The following is a 25,644-nucleotide window of genomic DNA, read 5'->3' on the forward strand; positions in this document are numbered from 1 at the left end:
CGGGGCGGCCGGACGGCGGGGCGCCGGGCGGCCCCGCGACGTGCCCGGGGGCGTACGGAACCCGAACCGGCTCCGTACGCCCCCCGGGCGACCCGCTCCGCCGGACGGCTCTCCGGCCGCCCGGCGCACGGTCCTCAGGCCACCTTCTCGACCGCGGGCGGGGCCGCCTCCGCGGTGTGCGCGCAGGGCTGCGGCTCCGTCCCCTTCCGGCGGCGCAGCACGCGCGGCAGGCCCAGCTCCAGGTAGCCCTCGGCCTGCAACGTCGCCAGGCCGATGCGCGGGATGTCGCGGCTGTTGCGGAAGACGACGAAGCGGGGCTCCCAGCGGGGCTGGAACTTGTCGTTGAACTTGTACAGCGACTCGATCTGGTACCAGCGGGAGAGGAAGACCAGCATCCCGCGCCAGATCCGGATGACCGGCCCGGCGCCCAGCTTCTCGCCGCGCTCCAGAGAGGAGCGGAACACCGCGAAGTTCAGCGACACCCGCTTGATCTTCAGATCCGGTGCGGCCTGCAACGAGGCGACGATCAGCAGCTCGTTCATCCCCGGGTCGGCGCCGCGGTCGCGGCGCATCAGCTCCAGGGAGATCCCGTCGGTGCCCCAGGGCACGTAGTGCTGCATGGCCTTGAGGTCGCCGAACGGGCCGCCCTCCTCGCCCTCGGCGGGGGCCAGGTGCGCGGTCGCGATCACCGCGTCACCGTCGGTCACCGCGTCGATACGGCCGAGCGCCATGGAGAAGCCGCGCTCGGTGTCGGTGTCCCGCCAGGCGTCCGCGGCCCGCTGGATGCGGGCCAGCTCCGCCGGCTCCAGATCCCGCACCCGGCGTACGCGGGTCTCGTAGCCGTTGCGCTCGATGCGCTTGACCATCTGCCGTACGTTGCGCATCGCGCGGCCGGAGAGGGTGAAGTCGGGGACGTCCACGATCGCCTCGTCGCCCAGCTCCAGGGCGTCCATACCGGTCTCCCGGGTCCACACCTGGCCACCGGTCTCGCTGCACCCGGTGACGGCCGGCGTCCAGGAGTGCGCCCGCGCCTCCTCCATGAAGCGCTCGATGGCGCCCGGCCATGCCTCGACGTCGCCGATCGGGTCGCCGCTCGCGAGCATCACGCCCGATATCACCCGGTAGCAGACCGCGGCCTTGCCGGTCGGCGAGAAGACGGCGCTCTTGTCGCGGCGGAGCGCGAAGTATCCGAGCGAGTCCCGGCCGCCGTGCTTGGCGAGCAGCTCGCGCAGCCGCTGCTCGTCGTCCGCGGTCAGCCGGGCCACCGGGTGCTCGGGGCGGAAGGCGAGGTACGCGGTGGTGGCGACGGTCAGCAGGCCGAGGGCGCCGAGGGAGTAGCCGACGGTGTAGTCGACCTTGTGCGTGTAGCCGACCGGGCCCTCGAAGCCGAACATGCCCCACAGCACGTGCTGCGCCTTGTCCCAGAAGGAGGGCGAGCCGACGATCTTGTGGGGGTGGGAGCTGACGATCACCATGCCGATGGCGAAGCTCACACCGCCGAGGACGATGAAGTTGGCGACGGCTTTCCAGCGGCTGCGCGGGTCGGGGAGGGCCGCGAACTCGCTGCGGTGCCGCACCAGGAACACCAGCAACAGAAGGGAGAGCACCGCGCCGGCAATGGAGTGGCGGTACACCAGCTGGGCGGCGATCCCCACCGGGAGCAGCGCCACCGCGGCCACCCAGGCCCGCCGCTTACGGCGCTTGAGCCCATGGGCCAGCAGGAGCAGGAGGATACCGACGACGATCGACGCGGCGGCCGCCAGCGGGCTCACCGCGCCCGGCAGCACCTCGGCCAGCGCGTGCACCCGGCTGTGCCGGAAACGCGGGAACATACCGGCCGCGAGGTTCAGCAGGCCGACGACCGCTCCGGCCGTACCGATCAGGGTCGGCACCGATTCGGGTCGAGGTCCACGGAGCCAGCGTGGCGTGCGCCACGCAACCGTCTCCGACTTTTCGCCATCTAGCCTGTCAGACATCACTTTCCCGTCGCCCCGGTCGAGAGAACATGCGAGCCTTGTCGCAGCATCTGGACTTTTTGCGCCCTGTATGACGGCGTTTCAGGGCTCGGGGTTCCATTAGCGGCCACGGTTGGACCGGCCGCCCGGCAGAAAGCACCACATGGGTCTCACCAGCAAGAAAGTGCTGCTTCTTGCCGTCCTCCTCGCAGTGGCACTTTTCGTCCTCACCATTTGGCTCTGGCCCCGTCTGTCGAAGGGAAACTGGCGCGCCGTCCTCGGCCGCGTCGGGCTGCTGCTCGCGACCCAGCTCTCCCTCTTCGCGTCGATCGGCCTGTTCGCCAACAATTCCTTCGGCTTCTACGCCTCCTGGGCCGACCTCTTCGGCCAGGAGCAGCAGCCGGGCGTAGTGACCAACTACGAGTCCGGGCCGGACGGAACGAAGCTGAAGATGCTGGGCACCGAGCGCGTCAGCGTTCCCGGTGGTTCCCGCGCCGAGGTGGGCGGCCGGATCGACAAGGTCCTCGTGCGCGGTGCGAAGTCCAAGATCACCAGTCCGGCGTTCGTCTATCTGCCGCCGCAGTACTTCCAGGCGAAGTACGCGAAGAAGAAGTTCCCGGCGTCCGTGGTCCTCACCGGCTACCCGGGCACGGCCGAGGCCCTCTACAAGAAGCTGCACTTCCCGCAGACGCAGCATGATCTGCTGCGGGAAAACAAGATGCAGCCGACGGTCCTGGTGATGATGCGGCCGACCGTCGCGCCGCCCCGCGACACCGAATGCGTCGACATACCGAATGGGCCGCAGACCGAGACGTTCTTCACCAAGGACTTGCGCGCGAACCTCTCGGAGCACTACCGAATAGGGGAGAAAGCCAAGAGCTGGGGCATCATCGGCGACTCGACCGGCGGCTACTGCGCGCTGAAGATGACCATGCGGCACCCGAATGACTTCTCCACCGCGGTCGCCCTCTCCGGCGCCTACAAGGCCCCGATCGATGCCACCACCGGTGATCTTTTCGGCGGCAGCAAGAAGCTGGAGCGGGAGAACGATCTGATGTGGCGCCAGAAGCATCTGCCCGCCCCGCCGGTCAGTCTGCTGGTCACCAGCAGCAAGCACGGCGAGGAGAACTACAAGGACACGCTCAGTTTCATCGAGCAGACCAGGTCACCGTCCCGTGTCTCCTCGATCATCCTCGACAGCGGCGGCCACAACTTCAACACCTGGCGCCGCGAGATCCCCGCCGCCCTGGAATGGCTCGGCGGCCGTCTCAGCGTCTGAGGTGACACCCCGTAGGGCCGGGGGCCGTGGCACCAGCCACGGCCCCCGGCCCTTTGCGCAGCGGCCCCGCGCGGGTCAGCGGCCGATGATCAGGCTCATCGCCTCGGAGCGGGTCGCGGCGTCCCGCAGCTGGCCGCGGACCGCCGAGGTGATGGTCTTGGCGCCCGGCTTGCGGATACCGCGCATCGACATGCACATGTGCTCGCACTCCACGACGACGATCACGCCGCGCGGCTCCAGTATCTGCATCAGGGAGTCGGCTATCTGCGTCGTGAGCCGCTCCTGCACCTGCGGGCGGCGGGCGTAGACGTCCACGAGGCGGGCGAGCTTGGAGAGCCCGGTGATCTTTCCGTCGGCGGACGGGATGTAGCCGACATGCGCGACGCCGTGGAAGGGCACCAGGTGGTGCTCACAGGTCGAGAACACCTCGATGTCCCGGACCAGCACCATTTCGTCATGGCCGATGTCGAACGTCGTCGTCAGCACGTCCGCCGGCTCCTGCCACAGCCCGGCGAAGATCTCCTTGTACGCGCGGGCGACCCGGGCCGGCGTCTCCAGCAACCCCTCCCGGTCGGGGTCCTCGCCGACCGCGATGAGCAGCTCGCGTACAGCGTTCTCGGCGCGTTTCTCGTCGAATGCGCCGATCGTGCCGTCGCCGTCCAGCGTCACGGGGTCCGTCATGTGGTGCCTCGCTCCTTCTGCGCCCGCTCGAAACGCGGAATGCCGCGCCCCCAGGCTAAAACCTGTGGGGCGCGGCATTCATTCCGGGGCCGGTGACGGCTCCGGATCAGCTCTCGGAGCTGCTGTCCTCGGGGGTGTCCGTCTTCTTCTCCGTGGAGACGGTGGCGGACGTCGGGACGGAGCCGTTGGCCGGACCCAGTTCCTTCGGCGACAGCACCGGCGGGCGGGTCGAGGGCGTACGGCGCGAGGAGCCGGTCCACGCCGGGCGGGCCGGACGCTTCACGATGTGCTTGAAGACCTCGGCGATCTCGTCCTTGCCCAGCGTCTCCTTCTCCAGGAGTGTCAGGACCAGGTTGTCGAGGACATCGCGGTTCTCGACCAGGATCTCCCACGCCTCGTTGTGCGCGGTCTCGATGAGCTTCTTGACTTCCTCGTCGACCAGCGCGGCGACCTCTTCCGAGTAGTCGCGCTGGTGACCCATCTCGCGGCCCAGGAAGGGCTCGGAGTTGTCGGTGCCGAACTTGATCGCGCCGAGCCGCTCGGTCATGCCGTACTGCGTGACCATCGCGCGGGCCGTGGCGGTGGCCTTCTCGATGTCGTTCGCGGCGCCCGTGGTCGGGTCGTGGAAGACCAGCTCCTCCGCCGCGCGGCCGCCCAGCATGTATGCCAGCTGGTCGAGCATTTCGTTGCGGGTGGTGGAGTACTTGTCCTCGTCGGGCAGGACCATGGTGTAGCCCAGGGCCCGGCCGCGGGACAGGATCGTGATCTTGTGGACCGGGTCGGAGTTCGGGGAAGCCGCCGCGACCAGGGCGTGTCCGCCCTCGTGGTACGCGGTGATCTTCTTCTCCTTGTCGGACATGATCCGGGTCCGCTTCTGCGGTCCGGCCACGACGCGGTCGATCGCCTCGTCCAGGAAGTGGTTGTCGATCAGCTTCGCATCACTGCGGGCCGTCAGCAGCGCGGCTTCGTTCAGGACGTTGGACAGGTCCGCGCCGGTGAAGCCGGGGGTGCGCTTGGCGACGGCCGTGAGGTCGACGTCCGGCGCGACCGGCTTGCCCTTCTGGTGCACCTTGAGGATTTCGAGACGGCCCTGCATGTCCGGGCGGTCGACGGCGATCTGCCGGTCGAAGCGGCCGGGGCGCAGCAGCGCCGGGTCGAGGATGTCCGGGCGGTTGGTGGCGGCGATGAGGATCACGCCGCCCTTCACATCGAAGCCGTCCATCTCGACGAGGAGCTGGTTGAGCGTCTGCTCGCGCTCGTCGTGGCCACCGCCCAGGCCCGCACCGCGGTGCCGGCCGACGGCGTCGATCTCGTCGACGAAGACGATCGCCGGGGCGTTCGCCTTGGCCTGCTCGAAGAGGTCGCGCACCCGGGAGGCACCGACACCGACGAACATCTCGACGAAGTCGGAGCCGGAGATCGAGTAGAACGGCACACCGGCCTCGCCGGCCACGGCGCGGGCGAGCAGCGTCTTGCCCGTACCGGGCGGGCCGTACAGCAGCACGCCCTTGGGGATCTTGGCGCCGACGGCCTGGAACTTCGCCGGCTCCTGGAGGAACTCCTTGATCTCGTGGAGCTCCTCGACCGCCTCGTCGGCCCCGGCGACGTCCGAGAAGGTCGTCTTGGGGGTGTCCTTGGTGATCAGCTTCGCCTTCGACTTCCCGAACTGCATGACCCGGGAGCCGCCGCCCTGCATCTGATTCATCAGGAACAGGAAGACGACGACGATGAGGACGAAGGGGAGCAGCGAGAGCAGCACGCCGACGAACGGGTTCTGCTTCGACGGAGCGACGGTGTACCCGTCCTTGATCTCACCCGTCTGGTACTTGGCTTGCAGGTTCTTCGCCACGTCGACGCCCTGGTCGCCGATGTAGCTCGCCTGGAGCTTGTTGGAGCCATCGATCTTGTTGTCACCCGACAACTCGATCTTGATCTTGTTCTCGTCGCCGGTCGTCAGCTCGGCGGATTTCACCTTGTTGTCAGCGATCGCCTTGACGACCTGACCGGTGTCCACCGTCTTGTAGCCGCCGGACGAGCCGACGACCTGCATCAACACGACCACGGCGAGGACGGCCAGCACGATCCACATGACCGGCCCACGGAAGTATCGCTTCACGTCCATCCATACGGAGCCGCTGAGGCCCCGTCCCTCCTGCCACAGTGAGGCACAACAGCCCTGTGGAGAGCTGGTCGTGCGTACGGTGTATTACTGGCCCGAAAAAAGACTGCCATCGGACGGTACCCCAGCATTGTCACCCGACGCCGCCGCCCACGGTGAACAAAGCGGCCTGGGATTCCGTCCTTCCCTGTTCCAACGGCCGGAGCCCCCGGGGGGTTCCCACCGCCCGGCAGGGACGGGGTCCGGGCCCTCGGCCGGCCACGGTGACCGGCGAGTGGTGGTGCCGCCTCAGCCGCCGTAGACGTGCGGTGCGAGGGTGCCGACGAACGGCAGGTTGCGGTACTTCTCCGCGAAGTCGAGGCCGTAGCCGACGACGAACTCGTTGGGGATGTCGAAGCCGATCCACTTCACGTCGATGGCGACCTTGGCGGCGTCCGGCTTGCGCAGCAGCGTGCAGACCTCAAGAGAGGCGGGCTCGCGCGAGCCGAGGTTGGACAGCAGCCACGACAGCGTCAGACCGGAGTCGATGATGTCCTCGACGATCAGGACGTGCTTGCCCTTGATGTCGGTGTCGAGGTCCTTGAGGATGCGGACCACGCCGGAGGACTGGGTGCCCGCGCCGTAGGAGGACACGGCCATCCAGTCCATCGTGACGGGGGTGGACAGCGCGCGCGCCAGGTCCGCCATCACCATCACCGCGCCCTTGAGGACACCGACGATGAGCAGGTCCTTGCCCGCGTACTCCGCGTCGATCTTCGCGGCCAGTTCGGCCAGCTTCTCGTCGATCTCTTTTTTGCTGATGAGTACCGACTGAAGGTCGGCGCCCATGTCCTTGTCGTCCACCCGTGCCACTCTCGTTTGGTTCGGTGTTCATGCCAGTCGTCAGACTCATGAAAGCGGGGCGGCGCCCTGCGGCTCAGCCCTGCCGAATCACCAGTCTGCCACCCTGGCGTCGCACACCTACTCGCCCGGGGAGGTTGATGGCGCCCTGACCGCGCCAGGCCGTGATCAGCCGGTCCACTTCTTCGATGTGGCGGGCGAAGAGGGAACCGGCGGGGGAACCGGCGCCGATGGCGGCCCGGCGCAGCACTCGGCGGCGTACCGCGGCGGGCAGGGCGAAGAGGGCGGCGACGTCCAGGGCGCCGGAGTCGTCGAGCACGGTGCGCTCGGCGTCGGCGGCCCAGGCGTCCAGGGCATCGGCGTCGTCGCGGGAGAGCTGGGCGGTCCGGGCGAGCGCCTCGACGACGCCCTTGCCGAGCGCTTTCTCCAGCGCGGGCAGTCCTTCGTGGCGCAGCCGGGAGCGGGTGTAGGCGGGGTCGGCGTTGTGCGGGTCGTCCCAGACGGGCAGGGACTGCATCAGGCACGCCTTGCGGGCGGTCTGCCGGTCCAGTTCCAGGAAGGGGCGGCGGTAGCGGCCGTTGCGGCCGGTGGTGGCGGCCATACCGGAGAGCGAGCGGGTACCGGAGCCCCGGGCGAGGCCGAGCAGCACCGTTTCCGCTTGGTCGTCGCGGGTGTGGCCGAGGAGGACCGCGGCGGCGCCGTGGCGCTCCGCGGCGGCGTCCAGGGCGGCGTAGCGGGCGTCCCGGGCGGCGGCTTCGGGGCCGCCGTCCCTGCCGACGCGGATGGTGACGGCCTCGACGGGGTCGAGCCGCAGGGCCCGCAGCCGCAGGGCGACCTCGGCGGCACGGAGGTCCGAGCCCTCCTGGAGGCCGTGGTCGACGGTGATGCCCCCGGCGCGTACGCCCAGCCGGGGGGCTTCGAAGGTGAGGGCGGAGGCCAGCGCCATGGAGTCGGCGCCGCCGGAGCACGCGACGAGGACGAGCGGGGGGTCGCGGCGGTCCTGGGTGCAGTGCTGGTTCAGTACGTCGTGGAGTACGCGGCGGACCGCCAGGCGTATCGCGGCGACCGCTGGATGGGGACCCATGTCCGATTCCAATCGTTCAGCTGGGGTGCCTCGGGCCGTGGACGCGGATTCGTCACACAGAGTGCCTAGATGGTGACAGAGGCGAGCAGTTCCCCGAGCATTGCACGCCTATCCATCGGTCACGGTCCCTCAGACGGGTGATAAAAGGGGCGCTCTTCTGCCGTGCGGCGTGCCCAGCTCACGCCGCTGCCTTACGGTGCCCCGTCCGCTTTGCGATGCACCCGCGCGATCCAGTCCGCCGGTTTGGCGATCTCCTGCTTGGTGGGGAGGGTGTTCGGCGAGGTCCAGACGCGGTTGAAACCGTCCATGCCGACCTCCTCGGCGACCGCGCGGACGAACCGCTCGCCGTCGCGGTACTGGCGCAGCTTGGCATCCAGGCCGAGCAGCTTGCGCAGCGCCTGGTCGAGCCGGCCCGCGCCGCTGGCCCGGCGCTTCTGGAACTTCTCACGGATCTCGGCGACGGAGCCCACCACCTCGGGACCCACCCCGTCCATGACGTAGTCGGCATGGCCTTCGAGCAGCGACATCACGGCGGTCAGCCGGCCGAGGATCTCGCGCTGGGCCGGGGTCTGGACGAGGTCGGTGAAGCTGCGCTCGTCCTCCTCGCCCGCTTCGCCCTCGGGCTTGGCGCCGACCAGCGACTGGGCGGCCTCGCGCAGCCGCTCCAGGAGGGCGCCGGGGTCGATGTCGGTCTCGCCGAGGAACGACTGGATCTCGCCCTCGATGTGGTCGCGCAGCCACGGTACGGCGGTGAACTGGGTGCGGTGGGTCTCCTCGTGGAGGCACACCCACAGCCGGAAGTCGTGCGGGTCGACCTCCAGCTCGCGCTCGACGTGCACGATGTTCGGCGCGACGAGCAGCAGCCGGCCGCCCTGGGCCCCGGCCGGCAGATCGCGGGAGGGGGGCGCGAACGTCTCGTACTGGCCCAGGACCCGGGAGGACAGGAACGACAGCAGCATGCCCAGTTCGACGCCGGTCACCTTGCCGCCGACCGCGCCGAGCACCGCGCCGCCGGGGACCGTCGCGCGGCGGTCCGCCATCTTGGCCAGCAGGGGCTTGAGGACCGCCCGGAAACCGGCGACATTCGCCTTGATCCAGCCGGCCCGGTCCACCACGAGGACCGGGGTGTCGTGGGGCGCCTCGCCCGTCGCGCCGGGCTGCGCCATCCGCGTGAACGCGCGGACGTGCTGTTCGGAGGACTTGGCGTGCCTGCGCAGCTCGGCGACGATCGCCCGCGCCTCGTCCCTGCTCACCTCTGGACCAGGCCGTACGAACCTGGTCGCGGTCGCCACCGCGAGATTCCAGTCGACCATCTCCGCACCACCAAGGCTCGTCATGAGTTCACGGTACGTGGCCGCCCCGCCCGGGGGTAGCCGACTTGGGGTTCTCGCCGGTATCGGGTCCGGCGCCGCAGGCCGCGGCGGGGGCCGTGCCCTTCCGCCACTCCCGTCACTCGCGCCGCGGAGCGAGCGGGAGTCAGCGGCACCCGCACTCCGCCACCGCCGAGGCGAGGGCGTCCAGGGCCTTCTGGGCGCCCTGGGGATCGGTGGTGCCGCTGGTCATGAACGCGAAGACCAGCTGGCGTCCGTCGGCGTCGACGACGGTGCCGGCCAGGGTGTTCACACCGGTCAGGGTGCCGGTCTTGGCACGTACGGTGCCGGCGCCGGAGCTCTTGTCCGGATAGCGCCCGCTGAGGGTGCCGGTGAAACCGGCCACCGGCAGGCCGGTGACGACGGAGCGCAGTTCGGGATGGCCGGCCGAGGAGGCGTCCAGCAGCAGACGGGAGAGCAGCCCGGCGGAGACCCGGTCGTCGCGGTCCAGGCCGCTGCCGTCCGCGAAGACGGCGCCGGTCAGCGGGAGGTGCCGGGCGGCCAGCGCGTCGCGTACGGCGGTGCCGGCGCCCGCGAAACTGGCGGGCTTGCCCGCGGCGATGGCGGTCTGCCGGGCCAGGCCCTCGGCGATGTCGTTGTCACTGTGGATGAGCATCCGCTCGACGAGGGCGGCGAGCGGCAGCGAGTGGACGGTGGCGATCCGGCCGGCCTGCTGGGGGGCGCGGGCGGCGGTCGGGTCGCCGTCGACGGTGATACCGCGCTCGCGCAGCTGCCCGGCGAAGGCGCGGGCGGCGGCGACGGCCGGGGCGGCGTCGCGCGGCGCGGTGCCGTATTCGCTGTCGTCCAGGCGGGCCTCGTCGGCCATCAGTGCACTGACGGGGGCGATGTTCTCGTTGGGGCCGATGGGGTGCTGGTCCGGTCCGGAGTAGGCCGAGGTGTCGTAGCCGAGCGTGACGGTGGTGGTCCCCCGCTGCTTGAGGGCGCGGGCGGTGTCCTCGGCGAGGGTGCGCAGATTCGCGGGCCGGTCGGCGGCGGGGCCCGGTTTCGGCGCGTGGGCGGTGAGCGTCGGGTCGCCGCCGCCGACCAGGACGATGCGGTGTTTCCCGGTGTCCCCGGCCTTCCCGGCGTCCCTCGCCTCCCCCGCCTGCCCGGCTTTCCCGGCTTTCCCGGTGCCGTCCACGACGGTGGTGGCGATGCGGTGGTCGGGGCCGAGCGCGGAGAGCGCGGCGACGGCGACGGCGAGCTTGACCGTGGAGGCGGGGGTGGCGGGCTCGTCCGCCCGGACGCCGAACACCTCGCGGCCGGCGGCGACGTCCCGTACGGAGGCGGTGCGCAGCGGGCCGAGCGCCGGGTCCTTCAGCAGCGGGGCGAGCGCATCGGCCAGCCCCGCGCCGGTGGGCAGGGGCGCCCCGGCGCGGCCGGGGCCGCCGTGCGCGGACCCGCCGAGTGCGGACAGCACCGGGGGCGCGCTGCGGACCGGCTCCGGCCCCGCACCGTGCCGTTCGCCGCCGGACTCGGCCCCGGCCGCCACGGCCCGCTCGGCCGTACGCTGGCCGGCGTCCCACGGCCCGGACACCGCCACCGCACCGCCCGCGACGGCCAGACCGGTGGCGGCGGACACCGCCGTCAGCCGCCAGGTCTGGCGCGTACGGCGGGGAGCGGCGCGCCACCCCCGGAGCGCGGCGTCCCCCGCCGCCCTCGCCGATCGCTGCGCCGACTGCCATCTGACCTGCCACGATCTGGTCTCCGGCACTTCGGACCAGCCCCTTTCGCCACCACACACCTGCGTGGGGGACACTTAACCACCAGACGTATGTGTTGATCATGGAGGAGCCACCCGTGGAGTTCGACGTCACCATCGAGATCCCGAAGGGTTCGCGGAACAAGTACGAGGTGGACCACGAGACCGGTCGCATCCGCCTGGACCGTCGACTCTTCACCTCGACCAGCTACCCGGCCGACTACGGCTTTGTCGAGAACACCCTGGGCGAGGACGGCGACCCGCTGGACGCCCTCGTCATCCTGGACGAGCCGACCTTCCCCGGCTGTCTCATCAAGTGCCGTGCGATCGGCATGTTCCGGATGACCGACGAGGCCGGCGGCGACGACAAGCTGCTGTGCGTCCCGGCGTCCGACCCGCGCGTGGAGCACCTGCGCGACATCCACCACGTGTCGGAGTTCGACCGCCTGGAGATCCAGCACTTCTTCGAGGTCTACAAGGACCTGGAGCCCGGCAAGTCCGTCGAGGGCGCCGACTGGGTCGGCCGCGCCGAGGCCGAGGCCGAGATCGAGGCGTCGTACAAGCGCCTGGAGGCGCAGGGCGGCGCGCACTGACACCGCGGCCGGTGGCCGGGCGTCCGGCGGCTCTTCCTGACCGCCGCGCGCCGGGCCACGCACGCTGATTTTCGTACGCGAACGGGCGGCACCCACTCGGGGTGCCGCCCGTCGTGCGTGCCGGCCGCCGCGGACGGGGCCGGCGCCGTCAGAAGCCCCGGGTGCGCTTGGCGGCGCGGCGCCCGGCGCCCGGTTCCTCGGCGCCCGGCGCCCGCAGGAACAGCCGGGCCGTCTCGCTGCCGAGGTTGACCCCGACGGCGATGGCCAGTGCCAGCGAGACGGCCTTGATCAGCGAGGTGAGGCCGTCCTGCATATTGCCCTGGGCGAAGTTGAGCAGCCCGAAGTACGTGGCGCTACCGGGCAGCAGCGGGCCGATGGCCGCGGTGACGTACGGCAGCGCGGAGGCGTAGCGGTAACGGGAGAGCAGCTGGCCGAAGAGGCCGACCAGACCGGCCGCGATGGCGGTGGCGGGCACCGCGTTCACGTGGGCGACGTTGGCGAGCGCCCCGTAGACGACCCAGGCGACACCGCCGTTGACGGTCGCGAACAGCACGGTGTGACGTTCCTGCTGGAGCAGCACGCAGAACGCCAGCGCCAGCAGCATGGACGCGATGATCTGCACCACCGGCACGTTGTAGGCCGCCAGCGACTGCTGCGGGCTGAGCCGCTTGAGTCCGGGGTCCAGTTGCAGACCGAAATAGAGCACGGTGAGGACGCCGACGACGATGCCGACGATGAGGTAGCCGACCTCCAGCAGCCGGGCGGAGGCGGTGATGTAGTAGCCGGTCAGGCCGTCCTGGACACCGGCGACCAGCGCCCGTCCCGGGATCAGCGCGAACAGCCCGCCGGTGATCACCGCGGACGCCTGCACATTGGCGTGCACCAGGCCGAAGGCGACGCCCATCGCGGCGGGCGGCATCGCGGCGACCACGAACTGGTAGAACTCCGGCAGTCCGCGGCCGGAGGCGAGCCAGGCCAGCCGGTCGCCGAGCATCGAGCCCACCGCCGCCGCGAGGAACACCAGCAGCCCGCCGCCGACCAGCATGCTCGCGCCGCCGGAGAGCAGCCCGGAAGCGAGCGTCAGCGCCCAGCTCGGATAGGGGTGCCGGTTACGGCGTATCTCGGCGAGACCGCGGTACGCCTCTTCGAGGGTGATGCCCTCGGAGGTGATGTCGTCGACGAGCCGGAAGACCGCGGACAGCCGGGTGTAGTCGACGCCGCGGCGCCGAACCGTCCGGCTGGCCGTCACCGGGTCGTCGACCAGCGACGGCTGGTAGGAGATCGACAGCAGGGTGAAGGTGACGGTCGGCTCGACGCGCTCCAGCCCGTAGGCGTGCGCGACACCGAACATCGCGGCCTCGACGTCCTCGGCGCCCTCGCCGCCGGCCAGCAGGATCTCGCCGATACGCAGCGTGAGGTCGAGGACGCGCGGCACGGCGGGGCCGGTCTCGTCGGCGCGCTCGGCCCGCTCGGGGACGGGGCGCTCGCCGATCGGCATCCGCAGCATGGTCCGCATCCGGTCCTGCCAAGGGGCTTCCTTGGTGAGACTGATGAGGGGGACGCCGTGCGGCGGGGTGAAGGCGTAGCCGCCGGGCAGCGGCGTCTGGCCGGTGGTGCTGCCGGGCGGCGCGAACGCCGAGCCCTCCTCCTCGGCGTGCGTCTCCGGCCGCAGGCCCTGCGGCAGCGCGAACTCGGAGGTGGGGCTCTCGTCCTCGGGGAGCGGCGGGTACGGCACGCCCAGGGGCGGGGTGAAGGCGCTGCGCACCTCCTCGGGGTGCGGTTTGCGCACCTCCTCCGGCCGGCGCTCCTCGGGGATACCGCCGTGGTCCGCGGTACCGCCGCGGGCGCCACCGCTCCGCCCGCCGCCGCTGCCGTTCCGCGCACGCCTCGCGTCCTTGCCGGAGGGCGGCGTGCCGTTCGTGCCGTTTGTGCCGTGCTGGCCGCGCTCTGGGTCCGACGCCACGTCTCTCCGCTCCTCGTACGCCTCCGCAGACCGTCAAGGACACGATGCCTGATGCCGGGGGCGAGCGCGCGGGGCGGGGGGTACCCGTTGAGATGTGCGGGCGTGTACGGGTGCGGACGGGGAGTGTGGGGCGCACGGGGTGCGGCCCGGCGCACTCCCGGGAATCAGCGCTTGGCGTGCCGCCCGCGGCGGCCGTCGGACACCGCCGCCGGCCGCGGCGCGAACTCGTCGGCGACCGGTCCCGGCGTCCCCGCCGCGGCCTCCTTCTTCGCCTTGCCGCGGGCCCGGAGGAGCTCGATGACGACCGGCACCACGGAGATCAGCACGATCGCGACCAGGATCAGCTCGATGTGCTTGTGGACGAACTCGATGTTGCCCAGAGCGGCGCCGAGCAGCGTCACTCCGGCGCCCCAGAGGGTGCCGCCGATGATGTTGAAGACGAGGAAGGAGCGGTAGTTCATCCGGCTCACGCCCGCGATGATCGGCGTGAAGGTCCGCACGATCGGCACAAAACGGGCCAGGATCAGCGACTTCGGTCCGTGCTTCTCGAAGAACGCGTGCGCCTTCTCGACGTTCTCCTGCTTGAAGAGCTTGGAGTCCGGGCGCTTGAAGAGCGACGGGCCGACCTTGCGGCCGAAGAGATAGCCCGCCTGGTCACCGAGGACCGCGGCCAGCACGACCAGCCCGCACACCAGCCAGAGCGGCTTGTCCAGCTTGCCCGCCGTCACCAGCAGGCCGGTGGTGAACAGGAGCGAGTCGCCCGGGAGGAAGAACCCGATCAGCAGACCGGACTCCGCGAAGACGATGATCAGGACGCCGATCAGGCCGAATGTCGCGATGAGATAGTCCGGGTCCAGCCACGCGGGGCCGAGCGCGAGAGTATTCACGGGGTGAAGGCTCCTGGGTCGAGGGCGCCGGAATGAAGGGTACGGAGGGGGAGACGAACAGGTGACAGGCGCGGTGTGCGCGGCCAAAGCTATCAACGCCGGGTGAACCCCCTTCGTTCCAGTCGGCCCCCCGGCCACCGCCCCGCCCCGTTCCGGCCCTCGCGCCACGCCCTTCCCCGCGCTTCTCCCCGCCGCTCCCCCGCCTCTCCCTCCCCCGCGTCAGTCCCCGCCGCTCCTCCCGGTCCGCCGTCCCGCGCACCGCGACCGGTGGCCGGTCCCGCCGGGCCGGGTGATGCTGGCCGTAAGGAGGTGCGCGCCATGGGCATCGAGGAGTACAGCGGCGGGCAGCCGCCCCAGGCCGACGTTCTGGTGGTGACGACCAACGACGTCCCCGGATTCCATGTGCAGCAGGTGATCGGCGAGGTCTTCGGGCTGACGGTGCGCTCGCGGCACCTCGGCAGCCAGATCGGCGCGGGCCTGAAGTCGATGCTCGGCGGCGAGCTGCGGGGCCTGACCAAGACCCTGGTCGAGACCCGCAACCAGGCGATGGAACGGCTGGTGGAGCAGGCCCGCGCGCGCGGCGCGAACGCGGTGCTGATGTTCCGCTTCGACGTCACGGAGGCGGCCGACGTGGGCACCGAGGTGTGCGCCTACGGGACCGCGGTGGTGCTCGCCCCCAAGAGCTGAGCGCGCCTCGCGCGGGCGTACGGACCGGGCGGACAGCCCGGCCCGTACGCGAGCACAGCCGGCGGATCTCGGACAGGGCGGATCACCGCTGGCGGATCACAGCCCTCGGACCGCGTTGGCGAGAATCGCCTCCCGCAGATAGGCCGCGTACCCCGCCTTGACCGCGTCGTACGTGGCGGTGAAGCGTGCATCCGCCACGTACATCTCGGCGAGACAGGTGTGGATCTCATACGTGCAGTCGTAGAAGTTGCCGGTGATCTGCTGCCGGTGCTCCTCGGCGAGGTCCATCGCCGCCGCCGATTCCGGCTCGGCGCCGGTCTCCATCAGCGCCGCGAAACGCCGGTTGAGGTCGTCCGCCGCCTCCTGGATCCGCAGCCAGTCCGCCTTGCCGTACGACGCCGTCCTGCGCTGTGACTGCTGGTAGGCGTCGGTGGCGCCCCAGCGCTCCTCGACCTCCCCGGTGTACGCGTCCGGGTCGAAGTCGCCGAAGACCTCGAACTTTTCCTCAGGGGTGAGGGTGATGCCCATTTTCCGTGCCTCCATGGCGTGTTCGACGGCCGCGGCCATCTCCTGGAGTTTCCCGATGCGCGCGGTCAGCAGGTCGTGCCGGCGCCGCAGATGCTCGTACGGATCCGCGCCGGGGTCGTCCAGGAGGGCCGCGACCTCGTCGAGCGGAAAGCCGAGCTCCCGGTAGAACAGGATCTGCTGGAGCCGGTCCAGATCGGCCTCGCCGTAGCGCCGGTGACCCGCGTGCCGGCGCTCGCCGGGTACCAGCAGCCCGATCTCGTCGTAGTGGTGCAGGGTGCGCACCGTGATCCCGGCGAACCCGGCGACCTGTCCTACGGAGTAGCTCACGTCCGCTCCTTTCTCGTTCCGCGCTCCACGATGCGTCCTCACGCCGCGTGAGGTGCAAGTCCGGATACTGAAAGGCGGGTGGGGCGGCCGGTCCGGGGGTGGGATCCTGCCGCTCATGGTGGGGATAACGGATCTTTCTACGTACCTGGCGGGACTGGCCCTGATCATCCTGCTGCCGGGGCCGAACTCGCTGTACGTCGTCTCGGTGGCGGCCCGGCTCGGGCCGCGGGTGGCGTACCGGGCGGCGGCCGGGGTGCTCTGCGGCGACACGGTGCTGATGACGCTGTCGGCGGGCGGGGTGGCCTCGCTGCTCCAGACCAGCCCGGTGCTGTTCGCGATCGTGAAGTTCGCCGGAGCGGGGTACCTCTCGTGGCTGGCGTTCGGGATGCTGCGCGGTGCCTGGAAGCTGTGGCGGGGGCGCGACACCCGGCACGCGGCGCGCGCCGCGGCCACGGCGACCGCGGAGGGTACGGCCACGGGGACGGCCGCCACCGCCGAGGAGCGGCCCGCGGCCGGGTCCCCGGCGCCGAAGGGGGCCGTCGAGCGGCCGTACCGCAGGGCGCTGGTGGTCAGCCTGCTCAACCCGAAGGCGATCCTCTTCTTCATCTCGTTCTTCGTGCAGTTCGTGGACCCGGCCTATGCGCATCCGGTGCTGTCGTTCCTGACGCTGGGCGCCTGGGCGCAGCTGTTCAGCTTCACCTATCTGTCGGTCCTGATCTTCAGCGGGACGTTCCTGGCGGCGACCTTCCGCCGCCGCAAGCGGCTGACGGCCGGTCTGTCGGCGGGGGCCGGCGCGGCCTTCCTCGGCTTCGCGGCGAAGCTGTCACTGGCCAGCACGGGCTGACGGGGCGACCGGAAGCGGCCCGGGGCGCCCGGGGCGGCTACCGAGGGCCGGGGCCGGGCGCCTCAGACCCGGTCCCGGATCCGGACGAACACCCGGACCCGGCGCCGGACCTCGGCCCCGGCCGGACGGACACCCGAACGCGAGGCGACCAAAAAGCCCTCCATACCCCCTATGCCCGTATTGTCGGGCCCCAGGAGGTGTGCCCATGCCCGATACACCCGTGCCCGCCCACGTGAACGTCGCCGTCATCTACTACTCCGCGACCGGCACCGTCGCCCGGCTCGCCCAGCAGATCGCGGACGCCGCCGAGCACGCGGGCGCCGAGGTGCGGCTGCGCCGGGTCGCCGAACTGGCACCGCAGACCGCGATCGACTCGAACCCGGCCTGGGCGGCGAACGCCGCCGCCACCGCCGACATCCTGGAGGCCACCCATGAGGACATGCTCTGGGCGGACGCGGTGATCTTCGGCTCCCCCACCCGCTTCGGCAATGTGACGTCCCAGCTCAAGCAGTTCATCGACACCCTGGGCGGGCTCTGGCAGCAGGGCCGGCTGGCCGACAAGGTCTACAGCGGGTTCACCGCGTCCGCGACCCGGCACGGCGGCCAGGAGTCCACCCTGCTCGCGCTCTACCACACCGTCCACCACTTCGGCGGCATCCTCGTCCCGCCCGGCTATACGGACCCGGCGAAGTTCACCGACGGGAATCCGTACGGCACCTCGCACGTCGGCGGCCCGGAGACCCCGGTCGACGAGGACGCCCATACCGCCGCCCGGATCCAGGCGGAGCGTGTCGTGAAATTCACCAAAGCCATCAAAACCGGTCTTTCAATGGCCGGTTGAGGGTAGCTCCAGCACATGACACTCCACAGCGGCGCATCCGAAAGCGACCGGACACGCACCGGACACGCGGTCAACCCCTTCTACGGCGAGGCCGATCCGGTCGCCGGCATGGAAACGGCACCGCCGCGCCACACCCTGCCCGACGGCCCGCTCGCCCCCCACACCGCCTACCAGTTCGTGCACGACGAGCTGATGCTCGACGGCAACTCCCGGCTCAACCTGGCGACGTTCGTCACGACCTGGATGGAGCCGCAGGCCGGCGTCCTGATGGCCGAGTGCCAGGACAAGAACATGATCGACAAGGACGAGTACCCGCGCACCGCCGAACTGGAGAAGCGGTGCGTGGCGATACTCGCCGACCTGTGGCACGCGCCGGATCCGGCGGCCGCCGTCGGCTGTTCGACCACCGGGTCCAGCGAGGCGTGCATGCTCGCCGGGATGGCCCTCAAGCGCCGCTGGATGCGGCGCAACGCGGACCGCTACCCCGGCACCGCCCGGCCCAACCTCGTCATGGGCGCCAACGTCCAGGTCTGCTGGGAGAAGTTCTGCAACTTCTGGGAGATCGAGGCGCGCCAGGTCCCCATGGAGGGCGACCGCTTCCACCTCGACGCGGCGTCCGCCGTCGCCCTGTGCGACGAGAACACCATCGGCGTGGTGGCGATCCTCGGCTCGACCTTCGACGGGTCGTACGAGCCGGTGGCCGAGATCTGCGCGGCGCTGGACGACCTCCAGGAGCGCACCGGCCTGGACATCCCAGTCCATGTGGACGGCGCGTCCGGCGGCATGGTCGCACCGTTCCTCGACCCGGACCTGGAATGGGACTTCCGGCTGCCGCGGGTCGCCTCCATCAACACCTCGGGGCACAAGTACGGCCTGGTCTACCCGGGTGTCGGCTGGGCCCTGTGGCGCGACGCCGAGGCGCTGCCCGAGGAACTGGTCTTCCGGGTCAACTACCTGGGCGGTGACATGCCGACCTTCGCGCTCAACTTCTCCCGGCCCGGCGCGCAGGTCGCCGCCCAGTACTACACGTTCCTGCGGCTCGGCCGGGACGGCTACCGCGCGGTCCAGCAGGCAACCCGGGACGTGGCCTGCTCGATGGCCGAACGGATCGGCGCGCTGGACGACTTCCGGCTCCTCACCCGCGGCGACGAGCTGCCGGTCTTCGCCTTCACCACCGCCGACGACGTCACCGCCTTCGACGTCTTCGACGTGTCCCGGCGGATGAAGGAGCGCGGCTGGCTGATCCCGGCCTACACCTTCCCGGCCAACCGCGAGGACCTGTCCGTACTGCGGGTGGTCTGCCGCAACGGCTTCTCCCAGGATCTCGCCGACCTCTTCGTCACGGATCTGGAGCAGCTGCTGACCGAACTCCGCCGCCAGCCGCATCCGCTGGAACGCCCGGAGCGGATGGCCACGGCCTTCCACCACTGAGCGACCACGGCCGGGCCACCCACCGCGGGCGACCCGGCCGTCGGCGTCACGGGGCGCGGCGGGGCGGCGCCGACGGACCCGCCGACGGACCCTGAGCGCCCCGGCAGCCGGCCCCCGTCCGGCCGAGCTCGGCCCCCGGCCCCCGGCCCGCCCGCACCGCCCCAGTGACTAACCCACGTCCCCGCCGGCGCCCTCGCCACCGGCCCCATCGGCGCCCGCACCCTCCCGGCCGCCGTCCGCACCGCCGTCCCGCGTCGCGTACGGGTTCTCCTCCCCGTCCGCGAGCACACCGACGAACGGCGCCCCCTCCCCCGCGAAGACGTACGCCCCGCCCTCGATCCGCTCGATCAGCCCGCGCGTCCACTCGGCGCCGCTGTCCGCGGAGTGCACCCACATATGCATGATCTCGCCGATGTGGCCGAGCTGACCGGGCCCGCCCTCCGGCGTGTAGTACCCGGTGACCTCACTCCGCCACGCCGCCAGCGCCCGCACCCGCTCCTTGAGCAGCGCCACCGCCTCGGCCCGCGGCAGATCGAGGAGGAATCCGATGCCCGCGCTGAGCACATCGGCCTTCTGGTCGTGCTGCGAGAGCGCCGCGCGCAGCAGCGCGAAGAACTCCGCCTCGCCCGCCGCGGTCAGCTCGTACTCGGTACGCGGCGGACCGCCGGCGGTGCTCGGCGCGATGTCGTGGGCGTGCAGCAGCCCTTCCTTGGCCATCTGCTTGAGCGCGTGGTAGATCGAGCCCGGCTTGGCGTTGGACCACTCGTGGGCGCCCCAGTACTCCAGGTCGTTGCGCACCTGATAGCCGTGTGCCCGCCCGTGCTGCCGCACGGCGCCCAGTACCAGCAGCCGGATCGCCGACATCGTCTCCTCACCATCCCTCATACGCCCCCGGCCCACCGCACGGGCACCACTGCGGTCACCCTACGACGCCCACTGTTCAATTTTGACTAACGCTCCCGTACGGGCTCACCCCGCGCCCTGCTCCCGCTCCTCCGCCACCAGCTCGAAGGCCGTCTTGCCGTCCAGCGTTTCGCGGATGATGTCGGCGTGACCGGCGTGCCGGGCGGTCTCCTCGATCAGGTGCAGCATCAGCCAGCGCATCGACTGCTCGCCCCCCGGCGGGAACCAGGGCGCCTCGGGCAGCGGGAAGGTGTCGTTCAGGCTGGGTACGGAGCGGACGAACTCCTCGGTCCCCCGCGCGACCTCGTCCCAGAACGCCAGCATGCCCGCCGGCGTCTGCCCCTCCTCCAGCTGGAAGCTCAGGTGCCAGTTCGTCTCGTCCCGGGCGACAGAGCGGGGCACCTGGCGCGCCCTCTCGACCCAGCCCTGTTCGGTCTCCGCCGCATGCTTGACCAGCCCGGCCAGCGACAGGTCGCCGGCGGTCGGCCGCTGCGACGCCTGTTCGTCGCTCAGCCCGAGAACCGCGCGCCGCAGACCGCCGCGCTGCGCCTCCAGAAAAGCCAGGAGCGCACCGCGCTCGTCGCCGTCCGCCTCGGCAAGAACATGAGTGGGCATGAGAACCGCCTTCCGTGACATCCATGTGCGGACCGGCGATCCGCCGTCCCGCTTCCGACCTCACGCACGCTACGAGCCATCGCGGACAGCAGCTGTCCGCATTCCGCCGGGACACGGGCCACGAATTGCTCCGGGAGCGGAAACGGCCGCGGAGCGGCAGGCGCCACGGAGCGAACCGCCCCGGCCGCCCGCCCGCCTCAGAACGGGAACTCGGTCCGCCCGTGCTGGATGGAGACCCACTTCTGCGTGGTGAAGGCTTCGACGGTCGACTCGCCGTTGAGCCGGCCGAGCCCCGAGTACTTCTCGCCGCCGAAGGCGACCAGCGGCTCGTCCTGGACCGTGCCGTCATTGATGTGGATCATGCCGGTCTCGATCCGCCGCGCGAACCGCGCACCGCGCTCCACATTGCCGGTGTGCACCGCGCCGCTCAGCCCGTACGGGGAGTCGTTGGCGAGCCGTACCGCCTCGTCCTCGCCGTCGAACGGCACCAGCACCACCACCGGGCCGAAGATCTCCTGGAGGTGGATACCGGAATCCGCGGGCAGCCCGGTCAGCACGCTCGGCTCGACCAGGTTGCCGTGCGTACGGCCCCGCAGCAGGGCCGTCGCCCCCTCCGCGAGTGCCCGGTCGACCAGCGCGGTCAGCGCCTCCGCCTGGAAGGAGTTGATCAGCGGACCGATCTGGGTGCGCGGATCGCGTGGATCGCCGGTGCGCAGCGCCGCCACCCGGGCCACGAACTTCTCGGTGAACTCGGCCTCCACCGAGCGGTCGAGCAGCACCCGGTTGGCCGCCGTACAGACCTGGCCCTGGTAGATGAACCGGCTGAAGACCGCGGCGTCCACGGCGTAGTCGATGTCGGCGTCGTCCAGCACGATCAGCGCGCTGTTGCCGCTGAGTTCCAGGACGACGCGCTTGAAGTGCCCCGCGCTGACCGCGGCGATATGCCGGCCCACCTTGTCCGAGCCGGCGAAGGAGATCACCTTGGGGACCGGGTGCGCGATGAGCGCGTCGCCGACCTCGGCGATATCGGTGATCACGACGTTCAGCAGCCCGGCCGGCAGCCCGGCGTCCCGGAAGAGCGCGGCGATCAGTCCACCGCCGACGATCGGGGTGTTCTGGTTGGGCTTGATCACCACGGCGTTGCCGAGGGCGAGCGCCGGGGCCACCGACTTCATGGTGATCAGGAAGGGGAAGTTGAAGGGGCTGATGACGCCGATGACGCCGACCGGCCGCCGGTAGAGGCGGTTCTCCTTGCCGTCCACCGGAGAGGGCAGGATGTGCCCCTCCGGCCGCAGCGCCAGCTGTATCGCCTCGCGCACGAACTCCTTGGCGAGGCGCACCTCGTAGCCGGCCTTGGCGCGGGTGCCGCCGAGTTCGAGGACGAGCGCCTCGACGATCTCGTCCTCGCGCTCCTCGATGATCCGCAGCAGCCGTTCGAAGACGGGCCGCCGGGTGTAGGGACTCGTCGCCGCCCAGTCGCGCTGTGCCCGTTCGGCGGCGCGGTACGCCTGGTCCACCTGGTCCACACCGGCGACCGTGATGGACGCCAGCTTCTCCTGGTCGTACGGGTTGAAGTCGATGATGTCCCACGAGCCGCTGCCGGCCCGCCACTCACCGTCGATGAACTGGTGGGCAAGGTCGGCGAAGAAGGACATGACATCCCTACTCTGTGCGGCACTGCGGGGGGGGGCTGATCCGGCGTCATCCTACCGGCGGGTCAGGTCAGTTGGAGCAGACCGCGCAAAAGATCCCGGCTCTGCGAGGGGTTGGGGCTGTCCTCCTGGAGCCGCGTCATCGCCCGCTCGTACTGCCCGACCTCGTCCGGCTTGTCCACGTACAGGGCGCTGGTGAGCTGTTCGAGGTAGACGAGGTCGGAGAGGTCCGACTCCGGGAAGCGCAGCATGGTGAAGGCGCCGCTCTCACCCGCGTGCCCGCCGAAGTTGAAGGGCATGACCTGGAGCCGGACATTGGGCCGCTCGGAGATGTCGATGAGGTGTTTGAGCAGACCGCGCATCACGGCCCGGCCACCGTACGGACGGCGCAGCGCGGCCTCGTCCAGTACACAGTGCAACTGCGGCGCCCGCTCCGCGATCAGCAGCTTCTGCCGCTCCTGACGCAGCGCGACCCGGCGCTCGATGTCGGCGGCCGGGGCGCCCGGCATGCCACGGCTGACGACCGCGTGCGCGTACTCCTCGGTCTGCAACAGCCCGTGCACGAACTGCACTTCGTACGCCCGGATCAGGGAAGCGGCCCCCTCCAGCCCCACATAGGTCTGGAACCATCCGGGCAGCACATCGCCGTAACTGTGCCACCAGCCCGCGACATTGGCCTCTTTGGCCAGTGCGAGCAGCGCCTCGCGCTCCTTCTCGTCACCCACGCCGTACAGCGTGAGGAGGTCCTCGATATCGCGTGCCTTGAAGCTCACCCGGCCCAACTCCATGCGACTGATCTTCGATTCGGACGCACGGATCGAATAGCCGGCCGCTTCGCGGGTTATCCCGCGGGATTCGCGCAGCCGGCGGAGCTGCGACCCCAGCAGGATCCGTCGCACCACCGACCCGCTCGACTCACTTGCGGACACCTCTCCGACCCTCCCGTGGCCCCACCCCGTCCAACAGTGGGCCGCAGTCTGCCACGTTCAGGCTCCGTTGAGTGCTCATCCGGTTACTGATATGTGAGAGCACCTGCGACCCCTCCGCAAGAAGGCGTAGGAAAAATTACGCGCTAATCCGCCCGGCCCTACGCAATCGAGGCGCGTGCACGTGCATCTGCCCTTGCATCTGGCGTACGCATTGGGAACCATGGGCGTCGCACGCATGCACGCTCGTGAAAGATCCGCCAGATCCAGCTGACCGGCCAGGGTCATGACGTCCGCGAACGCCAGGAGTGCCTCGCATGGGGACCAAGGTTTTGACCATGCTCGCGCCGTTATGGCAGGGCCTACCTGCCGTTGACCCCTTGGCCGTCTCCGGATCCGCGTCCTGCGCCCTCCCGCCACGGTACGAATCGGTCGGCGGCGCACGGAAGTTCACCCGCGAGACACTGCACGGCTGGGAGCTGGACGAACTCTTCGACGGCGTCGCCCTGGTGGTGTCCGAGCTGGTCACCAACGCCCTGCGGCACGCCGTTCTCGACGCACCGGCGCTCGGCGCCGACGGGCTGCCGGCCCGGCTCCACCTGATGCGCTGGTCCTCCCGGCTGGTGTGCGCGGTGCGCGACCCCAGCGACGCCTCACCGGTCGCCGGGGAGGCCGATTCGGCCGCGGAATCCGGGCGCGGGCTGTACCTCGTGGACTCCTTCAGCGACAGCTGGGGCTGGCACCCGCTGTCCGGCACCGCCCACGGCAAGATCGTGTGGGCCCTCTTCCGGCTGCCGTAGGACGGCCGGAACGAGCGGGGGCGGACCGCTCCCGGCTCCGGGCGGCGGCACCCGCCCACCCCGGCCCGGCCGCGGCCCGCCCCGGTCGCGTACGCGGTGGTCAGTCGCGTACGAGGTGGTCGAACTCCCCGTCCTTGACACCCGCCAGCATCGCCGCCACCTCGGCCGGCGTGTAGATCAGCGCGGGGCCGTCGGGGAAGCGGGAGTTGCGTACCGCTATCTCGCCGCCCGGCAGTTTCGCGAACTCCACGCACGACCCCTGGGAGTTGCTGTACCGGCTCTTCTGCCAGGCCGCGCCATGGAGATCCGTTGCGGCCATGCCGTTGTATGCGTGGGTCACAAGGTTCTCCCGGTGATAACTGGTGTCAACTGCCCGGGATCATAGCCGCGTTCACATGCAGATGCATGCGCATATGCACGTGCACGACAGGGGGTACCGACGCAGTCACAGCTCGTCGAGCACCTTCCCCAAAGCCTCCGTCACAATCGCGCGCCAGCCGCCGCCCATGACCCGGTGCGCCTGCACCTGATACGGGTCGTCGGGGTCGAAGCCCTCGTGGACCAGGAAGAGGCGGGTGCCGCGCCCTTCGGGCTCCAGCGTCCAGGTGATCGTCCAGTCGGCGAGGTTGCCCTGCCCCTCGTCGGCGTCCCGCCACCGCATCCGCAGCATCCGCTCCGGCTCGTACGCCGCCACCTCGGCGATGACGGTGCCGGAGAAGTTGGCGTTCGGCCGGGGCAGCGCCGTCATCTCGTAGCGGTGGCCGACCTCCAGCCGGAAGTCGCCGGGCATCAGCCACCGCGCGATCAGCTCGGGTTCGGTCAGCGCCCGCCACACCTTCGCGGGCGGATGCGCCAGGAACTGCGCGACCCGGATGGTCGTCGGGTCGTCGTCGGTGGCTTCGAAGGTGTTCATTGCGCCTCTTCGTCGGGAATTCGGTCGAGCAGCTCACCCAGGCCCGCGAGTTTCGCGCGCCAGAACCGCTCGTAGGGGCCGAGCCAGTCCTGGACCTCGCCGAGCGGCGCGGCCTCCAGGCGGTAGATCCGCTGCCGGCCGGCCCGCTCCTCGCTCACCAGCCCGGCCTCCCGCAGCACCTTCAGATGCTCGGACAGGCTCGGGCGGCGCATCGCGAACCGCTCGGCCAGCTGCTGGACGGGCTGCGGCCCGTCCTCGCGCAGCAGCCGCAGCACCTCACGCCGGGTGCCGTTGGCGAGCGCCGCGAAGACCCGGTCCTGGTCGGATACGGAGCGGACGGCGGGCGGTACGGAAGTGGCTTTCACGCGGGAAACAATACGTAGGCGATGCCCTACGCGTCAAACGTAGGAATTTCCCTACGTATTGATCACCGCCACTCCTCCGCCGCTCACCCCGCCCCCGTCACCGCGACGGGTACGGCAGCAGCGCCATCTCCCGGGCGTTCTTGACCGCGCGGGCCAGCTGCCGCTGCTGCCGGGCGGTGACCCGGGTGATCCGGCGGCTGCGTATCTTGCCGCGGTCCGAGAGGAACTTCCGCAGCAGACCGGTGTCCTTGTAGTCGATATAGGTGATCCCCGCCGCGTCCAGCGGATTGGGGCGGTGCGCGGGCTTGCCGCGGGGGTCGTGCCGACGGGTCATGGCGG

At 70.7% G+C, this 25,644-nt stretch carries 25 protein-coding genes; 7 read left to right on the plus strand and 18 right to left on the minus strand.

Translation table 11 applies throughout. The features are described 5' to 3' along the window. Window positions 1–134 precede the first annotated feature (134 nt). Window positions 135–1,976, minus strand: a complete 1,842-nt coding sequence (locus ACLJWH_RS34745; protein WP_411145781.1) for a phosphatidylglycerol lysyltransferase domain-containing protein — start codon at window positions 1,974–1,976, stop codon at window positions 135–137. 142 nt (window positions 1,977–2,118) lie between these two features. On the opposite strand from ACLJWH_RS34745, the gene ACLJWH_RS34750 reads away from it, so the two are divergent. Beyond that, the gene (locus ACLJWH_RS34750) at window positions 2,119–3,234 is read left to right on the plus strand and encodes an alpha/beta hydrolase (RefSeq protein WP_411145782.1); all 1,116 of its coding nucleotides are present in this window, start codon (window positions 2,119–2,121) and stop codon (window positions 3,232–3,234) included. A 75-nt stretch (window positions 3,235–3,309) separates the two neighbouring features. Here ACLJWH_RS34750 and folE read toward each other — a convergent pair whose 3' ends face one another. From folE to dacB, 6 genes are all read right to left on the minus strand, one after another. After that, window positions 3,310–3,915, minus strand: a complete 606-nt coding sequence (gene folE, locus ACLJWH_RS34755) for a GTP cyclohydrolase I FolE (RefSeq protein ID WP_411145783.1) — start codon at window positions 3,913–3,915, stop codon at window positions 3,310–3,312. 106 nt (window positions 3,916–4,021) lie between these two features. Beyond that, window positions 4,022–6,037, minus strand: a complete 2,016-nt coding sequence (ftsH, locus tag ACLJWH_RS34760; RefSeq protein ID WP_411145784.1) for an ATP-dependent zinc metalloprotease FtsH — start codon at window positions 6,035–6,037, stop codon at window positions 4,022–4,024. A gap of 285 nt (window positions 6,038–6,322) precedes the next feature. Then, window positions 6,323–6,862: a hypoxanthine phosphoribosyltransferase gene (hpt, locus tag ACLJWH_RS34765; protein WP_411145849.1), complete on the minus strand. Its 540-nt coding sequence runs from the start codon at window positions 6,860–6,862 to the stop codon at window positions 6,323–6,325. 88 nt (window positions 6,863–6,950) lie between these two features. Further along, the gene (gene tilS / locus ACLJWH_RS34770) at window positions 6,951–7,958 is read right to left on the minus strand and encodes a tRNA lysidine(34) synthetase TilS (protein ID WP_411145785.1); all 1,008 of its coding nucleotides are present in this window, start codon (window positions 7,956–7,958) and stop codon (window positions 6,951–6,953) included. A 191-nt stretch (window positions 7,959–8,149) separates the two neighbouring features. After that, on the minus strand, window positions 8,150–9,295 hold the full coding sequence (locus ACLJWH_RS34775; RefSeq protein ID WP_094793866.1) for a zinc-dependent metalloprotease: 1,146 nt from the start codon (window positions 9,293–9,295) through the stop codon (window positions 8,150–8,152). 139 nt (window positions 9,296–9,434) lie between these two features. After that, complete coding sequence (gene dacB / locus ACLJWH_RS34780; RefSeq protein ID WP_411145786.1) at window positions 9,435–11,042, minus strand: D-alanyl-D-alanine carboxypeptidase/D-alanyl-D-alanine-endopeptidase; 1,608 nt, start codon at window positions 11,040–11,042, stop codon at window positions 9,435–9,437. A gap of 86 nt (window positions 11,043–11,128) precedes the next feature. Between dacB and ACLJWH_RS34785 the strand changes: the two genes are divergently transcribed. Next, a complete protein-coding gene (locus tag ACLJWH_RS34785; RefSeq protein WP_003968257.1) occupies window positions 11,129–11,623 on the plus strand; it encodes an inorganic diphosphatase in 495 nt (164 codons plus the stop codon). A gap of 148 nt (window positions 11,624–11,771) precedes the next feature. Here the strand turns inward: ACLJWH_RS34785 and ACLJWH_RS34790 are convergent, their stop codons facing one another. Then, window positions 11,772–13,586, minus strand: coding sequence for a threonine/serine exporter family protein (locus ACLJWH_RS34790; protein ID WP_411145787.1), 1,815 nt, complete (start codon window positions 13,584–13,586; stop codon window positions 11,772–11,774). A gap of 164 nt (window positions 13,587–13,750) precedes the next feature. Further along, entirely contained in the window at window positions 13,751–14,473 is a 723-nt protein-coding gene (locus ACLJWH_RS34795) for a DedA family protein (protein ID WP_411145788.1), read from the minus strand. A gap of 318 nt (window positions 14,474–14,791) precedes the next feature. Here ACLJWH_RS34795 and ACLJWH_RS34800 point away from each other — a divergent pair, with 318 nt between their 5' ends. After that, window positions 14,792–15,160, plus strand: coding sequence for a YbjQ family protein (locus tag ACLJWH_RS34800; RefSeq protein WP_052861483.1), 369 nt, complete (start codon window positions 14,792–14,794; stop codon window positions 15,158–15,160). Between the two features lie 96 nt (window positions 15,161–15,256). Here ACLJWH_RS34800 and ACLJWH_RS34805 read toward each other — a convergent pair whose 3' ends face one another. Continuing rightward, a complete protein-coding gene (locus tag ACLJWH_RS34805) occupies window positions 15,257–16,015 on the minus strand; it encodes a MerR family transcriptional regulator (RefSeq protein WP_411145789.1) in 759 nt (252 codons plus the stop codon). 115 nt (window positions 16,016–16,130) lie between these two features. Here ACLJWH_RS34805 and leuE point away from each other — a divergent pair, with 115 nt between their 5' ends. From leuE to ACLJWH_RS34820, 3 genes are all read left to right on the plus strand, one after another. Beyond that, window positions 16,131–16,859 (plus strand): leucine efflux protein LeuE, encoded by a 729-nt coding sequence (leuE, locus tag ACLJWH_RS34810; protein WP_411145790.1) that lies wholly within the window; start codon window positions 16,131–16,133, stop codon window positions 16,857–16,859. A gap of 220 nt (window positions 16,860–17,079) precedes the next feature. Next, window positions 17,080–17,700: an NAD(P)H:quinone oxidoreductase gene (gene wrbA, locus ACLJWH_RS34815; protein WP_411145850.1), complete on the plus strand. Its 621-nt coding sequence runs from the start codon at window positions 17,080–17,082 to the stop codon at window positions 17,698–17,700. A 15-nt stretch (window positions 17,701–17,715) separates the two neighbouring features. Continuing rightward, entirely contained in the window at window positions 17,716–19,131 is a 1,416-nt protein-coding gene (locus ACLJWH_RS34820) for a glutamate decarboxylase (RefSeq protein ID WP_411145791.1), read from the plus strand. Window positions 19,132–19,299: 168 nt separating this feature from the next. On the opposite strand, the gene ACLJWH_RS34825 is transcribed toward ACLJWH_RS34820, so the two are convergent. The 4 genes from ACLJWH_RS34825 to ACLJWH_RS34840 all read right to left on the minus strand — a co-directional run bounded on the left by ACLJWH_RS34825 (window position 19,300) and on the right by ACLJWH_RS34840 (window position 23,230). Further along, entirely contained in the window at window positions 19,300–19,995 is a 696-nt protein-coding gene (locus tag ACLJWH_RS34825) for a PadR family transcriptional regulator (protein ID WP_411145851.1), read from the minus strand. A gap of 105 nt (window positions 19,996–20,100) precedes the next feature. Further along, window positions 20,101–20,649 (minus strand): DinB family protein, encoded by a 549-nt coding sequence (locus ACLJWH_RS34830; protein WP_411145792.1) that lies wholly within the window; start codon window positions 20,647–20,649, stop codon window positions 20,101–20,103. Between the two features lie 197 nt (window positions 20,650–20,846). Further along, a complete protein-coding gene (locus ACLJWH_RS34835; protein WP_411145793.1) occupies window positions 20,847–22,304 on the minus strand; it encodes an aldehyde dehydrogenase family protein in 1,458 nt (485 codons plus the stop codon). A gap of 62 nt (window positions 22,305–22,366) precedes the next feature. Next, complete coding sequence (locus ACLJWH_RS34840; protein WP_131125871.1) at window positions 22,367–23,230, minus strand: helix-turn-helix domain-containing protein; 864 nt, start codon at window positions 23,228–23,230, stop codon at window positions 22,367–22,369. 314 nt (window positions 23,231–23,544) lie between these two features. Here ACLJWH_RS34840 and ACLJWH_RS34845 point away from each other — a divergent pair, with 314 nt between their 5' ends. After that, entirely contained in the window at window positions 23,545–24,027 is a 483-nt protein-coding gene (locus ACLJWH_RS34845) for an ATP-binding protein (protein WP_411145794.1), read from the plus strand. A 100-nt stretch (window positions 24,028–24,127) separates the two neighbouring features. Here ACLJWH_RS34845 and ACLJWH_RS34850 read toward each other — a convergent pair whose 3' ends face one another. The 4 genes from ACLJWH_RS34850 to rpsR form a co-directional block, all read right to left on the minus strand. Next, window positions 24,128–24,367 (minus strand): DUF397 domain-containing protein, encoded by a 240-nt coding sequence (locus tag ACLJWH_RS34850; RefSeq protein WP_411145795.1) that lies wholly within the window; start codon window positions 24,365–24,367, stop codon window positions 24,128–24,130. A gap of 105 nt (window positions 24,368–24,472) precedes the next feature. After that, on the minus strand, window positions 24,473–24,940 hold the full coding sequence (locus ACLJWH_RS34855; protein WP_411145796.1) for an SRPBCC family protein: 468 nt from the start codon (window positions 24,938–24,940) through the stop codon (window positions 24,473–24,475). Next, window positions 24,937–25,305 (minus strand): ArsR/SmtB family transcription factor, encoded by a 369-nt coding sequence (locus tag ACLJWH_RS34860; protein WP_411145797.1) that lies wholly within the window; start codon window positions 25,303–25,305, stop codon window positions 24,937–24,939. Before ACLJWH_RS34860 ends, ACLJWH_RS34855 begins: the two co-directional genes overlap by 4 nt. Window positions 25,306–25,402: 97 nt before the next feature. Further along, window positions 25,403–25,639, minus strand: a complete 237-nt coding sequence (gene rpsR, locus ACLJWH_RS34865) for a 30S ribosomal protein S18 (RefSeq protein WP_411145798.1) — start codon at window positions 25,637–25,639, stop codon at window positions 25,403–25,405. Window positions 25,640–25,644 lie beyond the last annotated feature (5 nt).

This window comes from Streptomyces sp. x-80, from assembly GCF_046549095.1.
GTDB classification, from domain to species: domain Bacteria; phylum Actinomycetota; class Actinomycetes; order Streptomycetales; family Streptomycetaceae; genus Streptomyces; species Streptomyces celluloflavus.

Bases quoted from the DNA above. Each gene is read 5' to 3' on its own strand.
- ACLJWH_RS34800 (WP_052861483.1), top strand. From the start codon at position 14,792: ATGGGCATCGAGGAGTACAGCGGCGGGCAGCCGCCCCAGGCCGACGTT.
- tilS (WP_411145785.1), bottom strand. From the start codon at position 7,958: ATGGGTCCCCATCCAGCGGTCGCCGCGATACGCCTGGCGGTCCGCCGC.
- ACLJWH_RS34845 (WP_411145794.1), top strand. From the start codon at position 23,545: ATGGGGACCAAGGTTTTGACCATGCTCGCGCCGTTATGGCAGGGCCTA.
- ACLJWH_RS34775 (WP_094793866.1), bottom strand. From the start codon at position 9,295: ATGACGAGCCTTGGTGGTGCGGAGATGGTCGACTGGAATCTCGCGGTG.
- ftsH (WP_411145784.1), bottom strand. From the start codon at position 6,037: ATGGACGTGAAGCGATACTTCCGTGGGCCGGTCATGTGGATCGTGCTG.
- ACLJWH_RS34820 (WP_411145791.1), top strand. From the start codon at position 17,716: ATGACACTCCACAGCGGCGCATCCGAAAGCGACCGGACACGCACCGGA.
- rpsR (WP_411145798.1), bottom strand. From the start codon at position 25,639: ATGACCCGTCGGCACGACCCCCGCGGCAAGCCCGCGCACCGCCCCAAT.
- ACLJWH_RS34745 (WP_411145781.1), bottom strand. From the start codon at position 1,976: ATGTCTGACAGGCTAGATGGCGAAAAGTCGGAGACGGTTGCGTGGCGC.
- leuE (WP_411145790.1), top strand. From the start codon at position 16,131: ATGGTGGGGATAACGGATCTTTCTACGTACCTGGCGGGACTGGCCCTG.
- ACLJWH_RS34750 (WP_411145782.1), top strand. From the start codon at position 2,119: ATGGGTCTCACCAGCAAGAAAGTGCTGCTTCTTGCCGTCCTCCTCGCA.
- ACLJWH_RS34855 (WP_411145796.1), bottom strand. From the start codon at position 24,940: ATGAACACCTTCGAAGCCACCGACGACGACCCGACGACCATCCGGGTC.
- folE (WP_411145783.1), bottom strand. From the start codon at position 3,915: ATGACGGACCCCGTGACGCTGGACGGCGACGGCACGATCGGCGCATTC.
- ACLJWH_RS34835 (WP_411145793.1), bottom strand. From the start codon at position 22,304: ATGTCCTTCTTCGCCGACCTTGCCCACCAGTTCATCGACGGTGAGTGG.
- hpt (WP_411145849.1), bottom strand. From the start codon at position 6,862: ATGGGCGCCGACCTTCAGTCGGTACTCATCAGCAAAAAAGAGATCGAC.
- ACLJWH_RS34830 (WP_411145792.1), bottom strand. From the start codon at position 20,649: ATGCCCACTCATGTTCTTGCCGAGGCGGACGGCGACGAGCGCGGTGCG.
- ACLJWH_RS34825 (WP_411145851.1), bottom strand. From the start codon at position 19,995: ATGTCGGCGATCCGGCTGCTGGTACTGGGCGCCGTGCGGCAGCACGGG.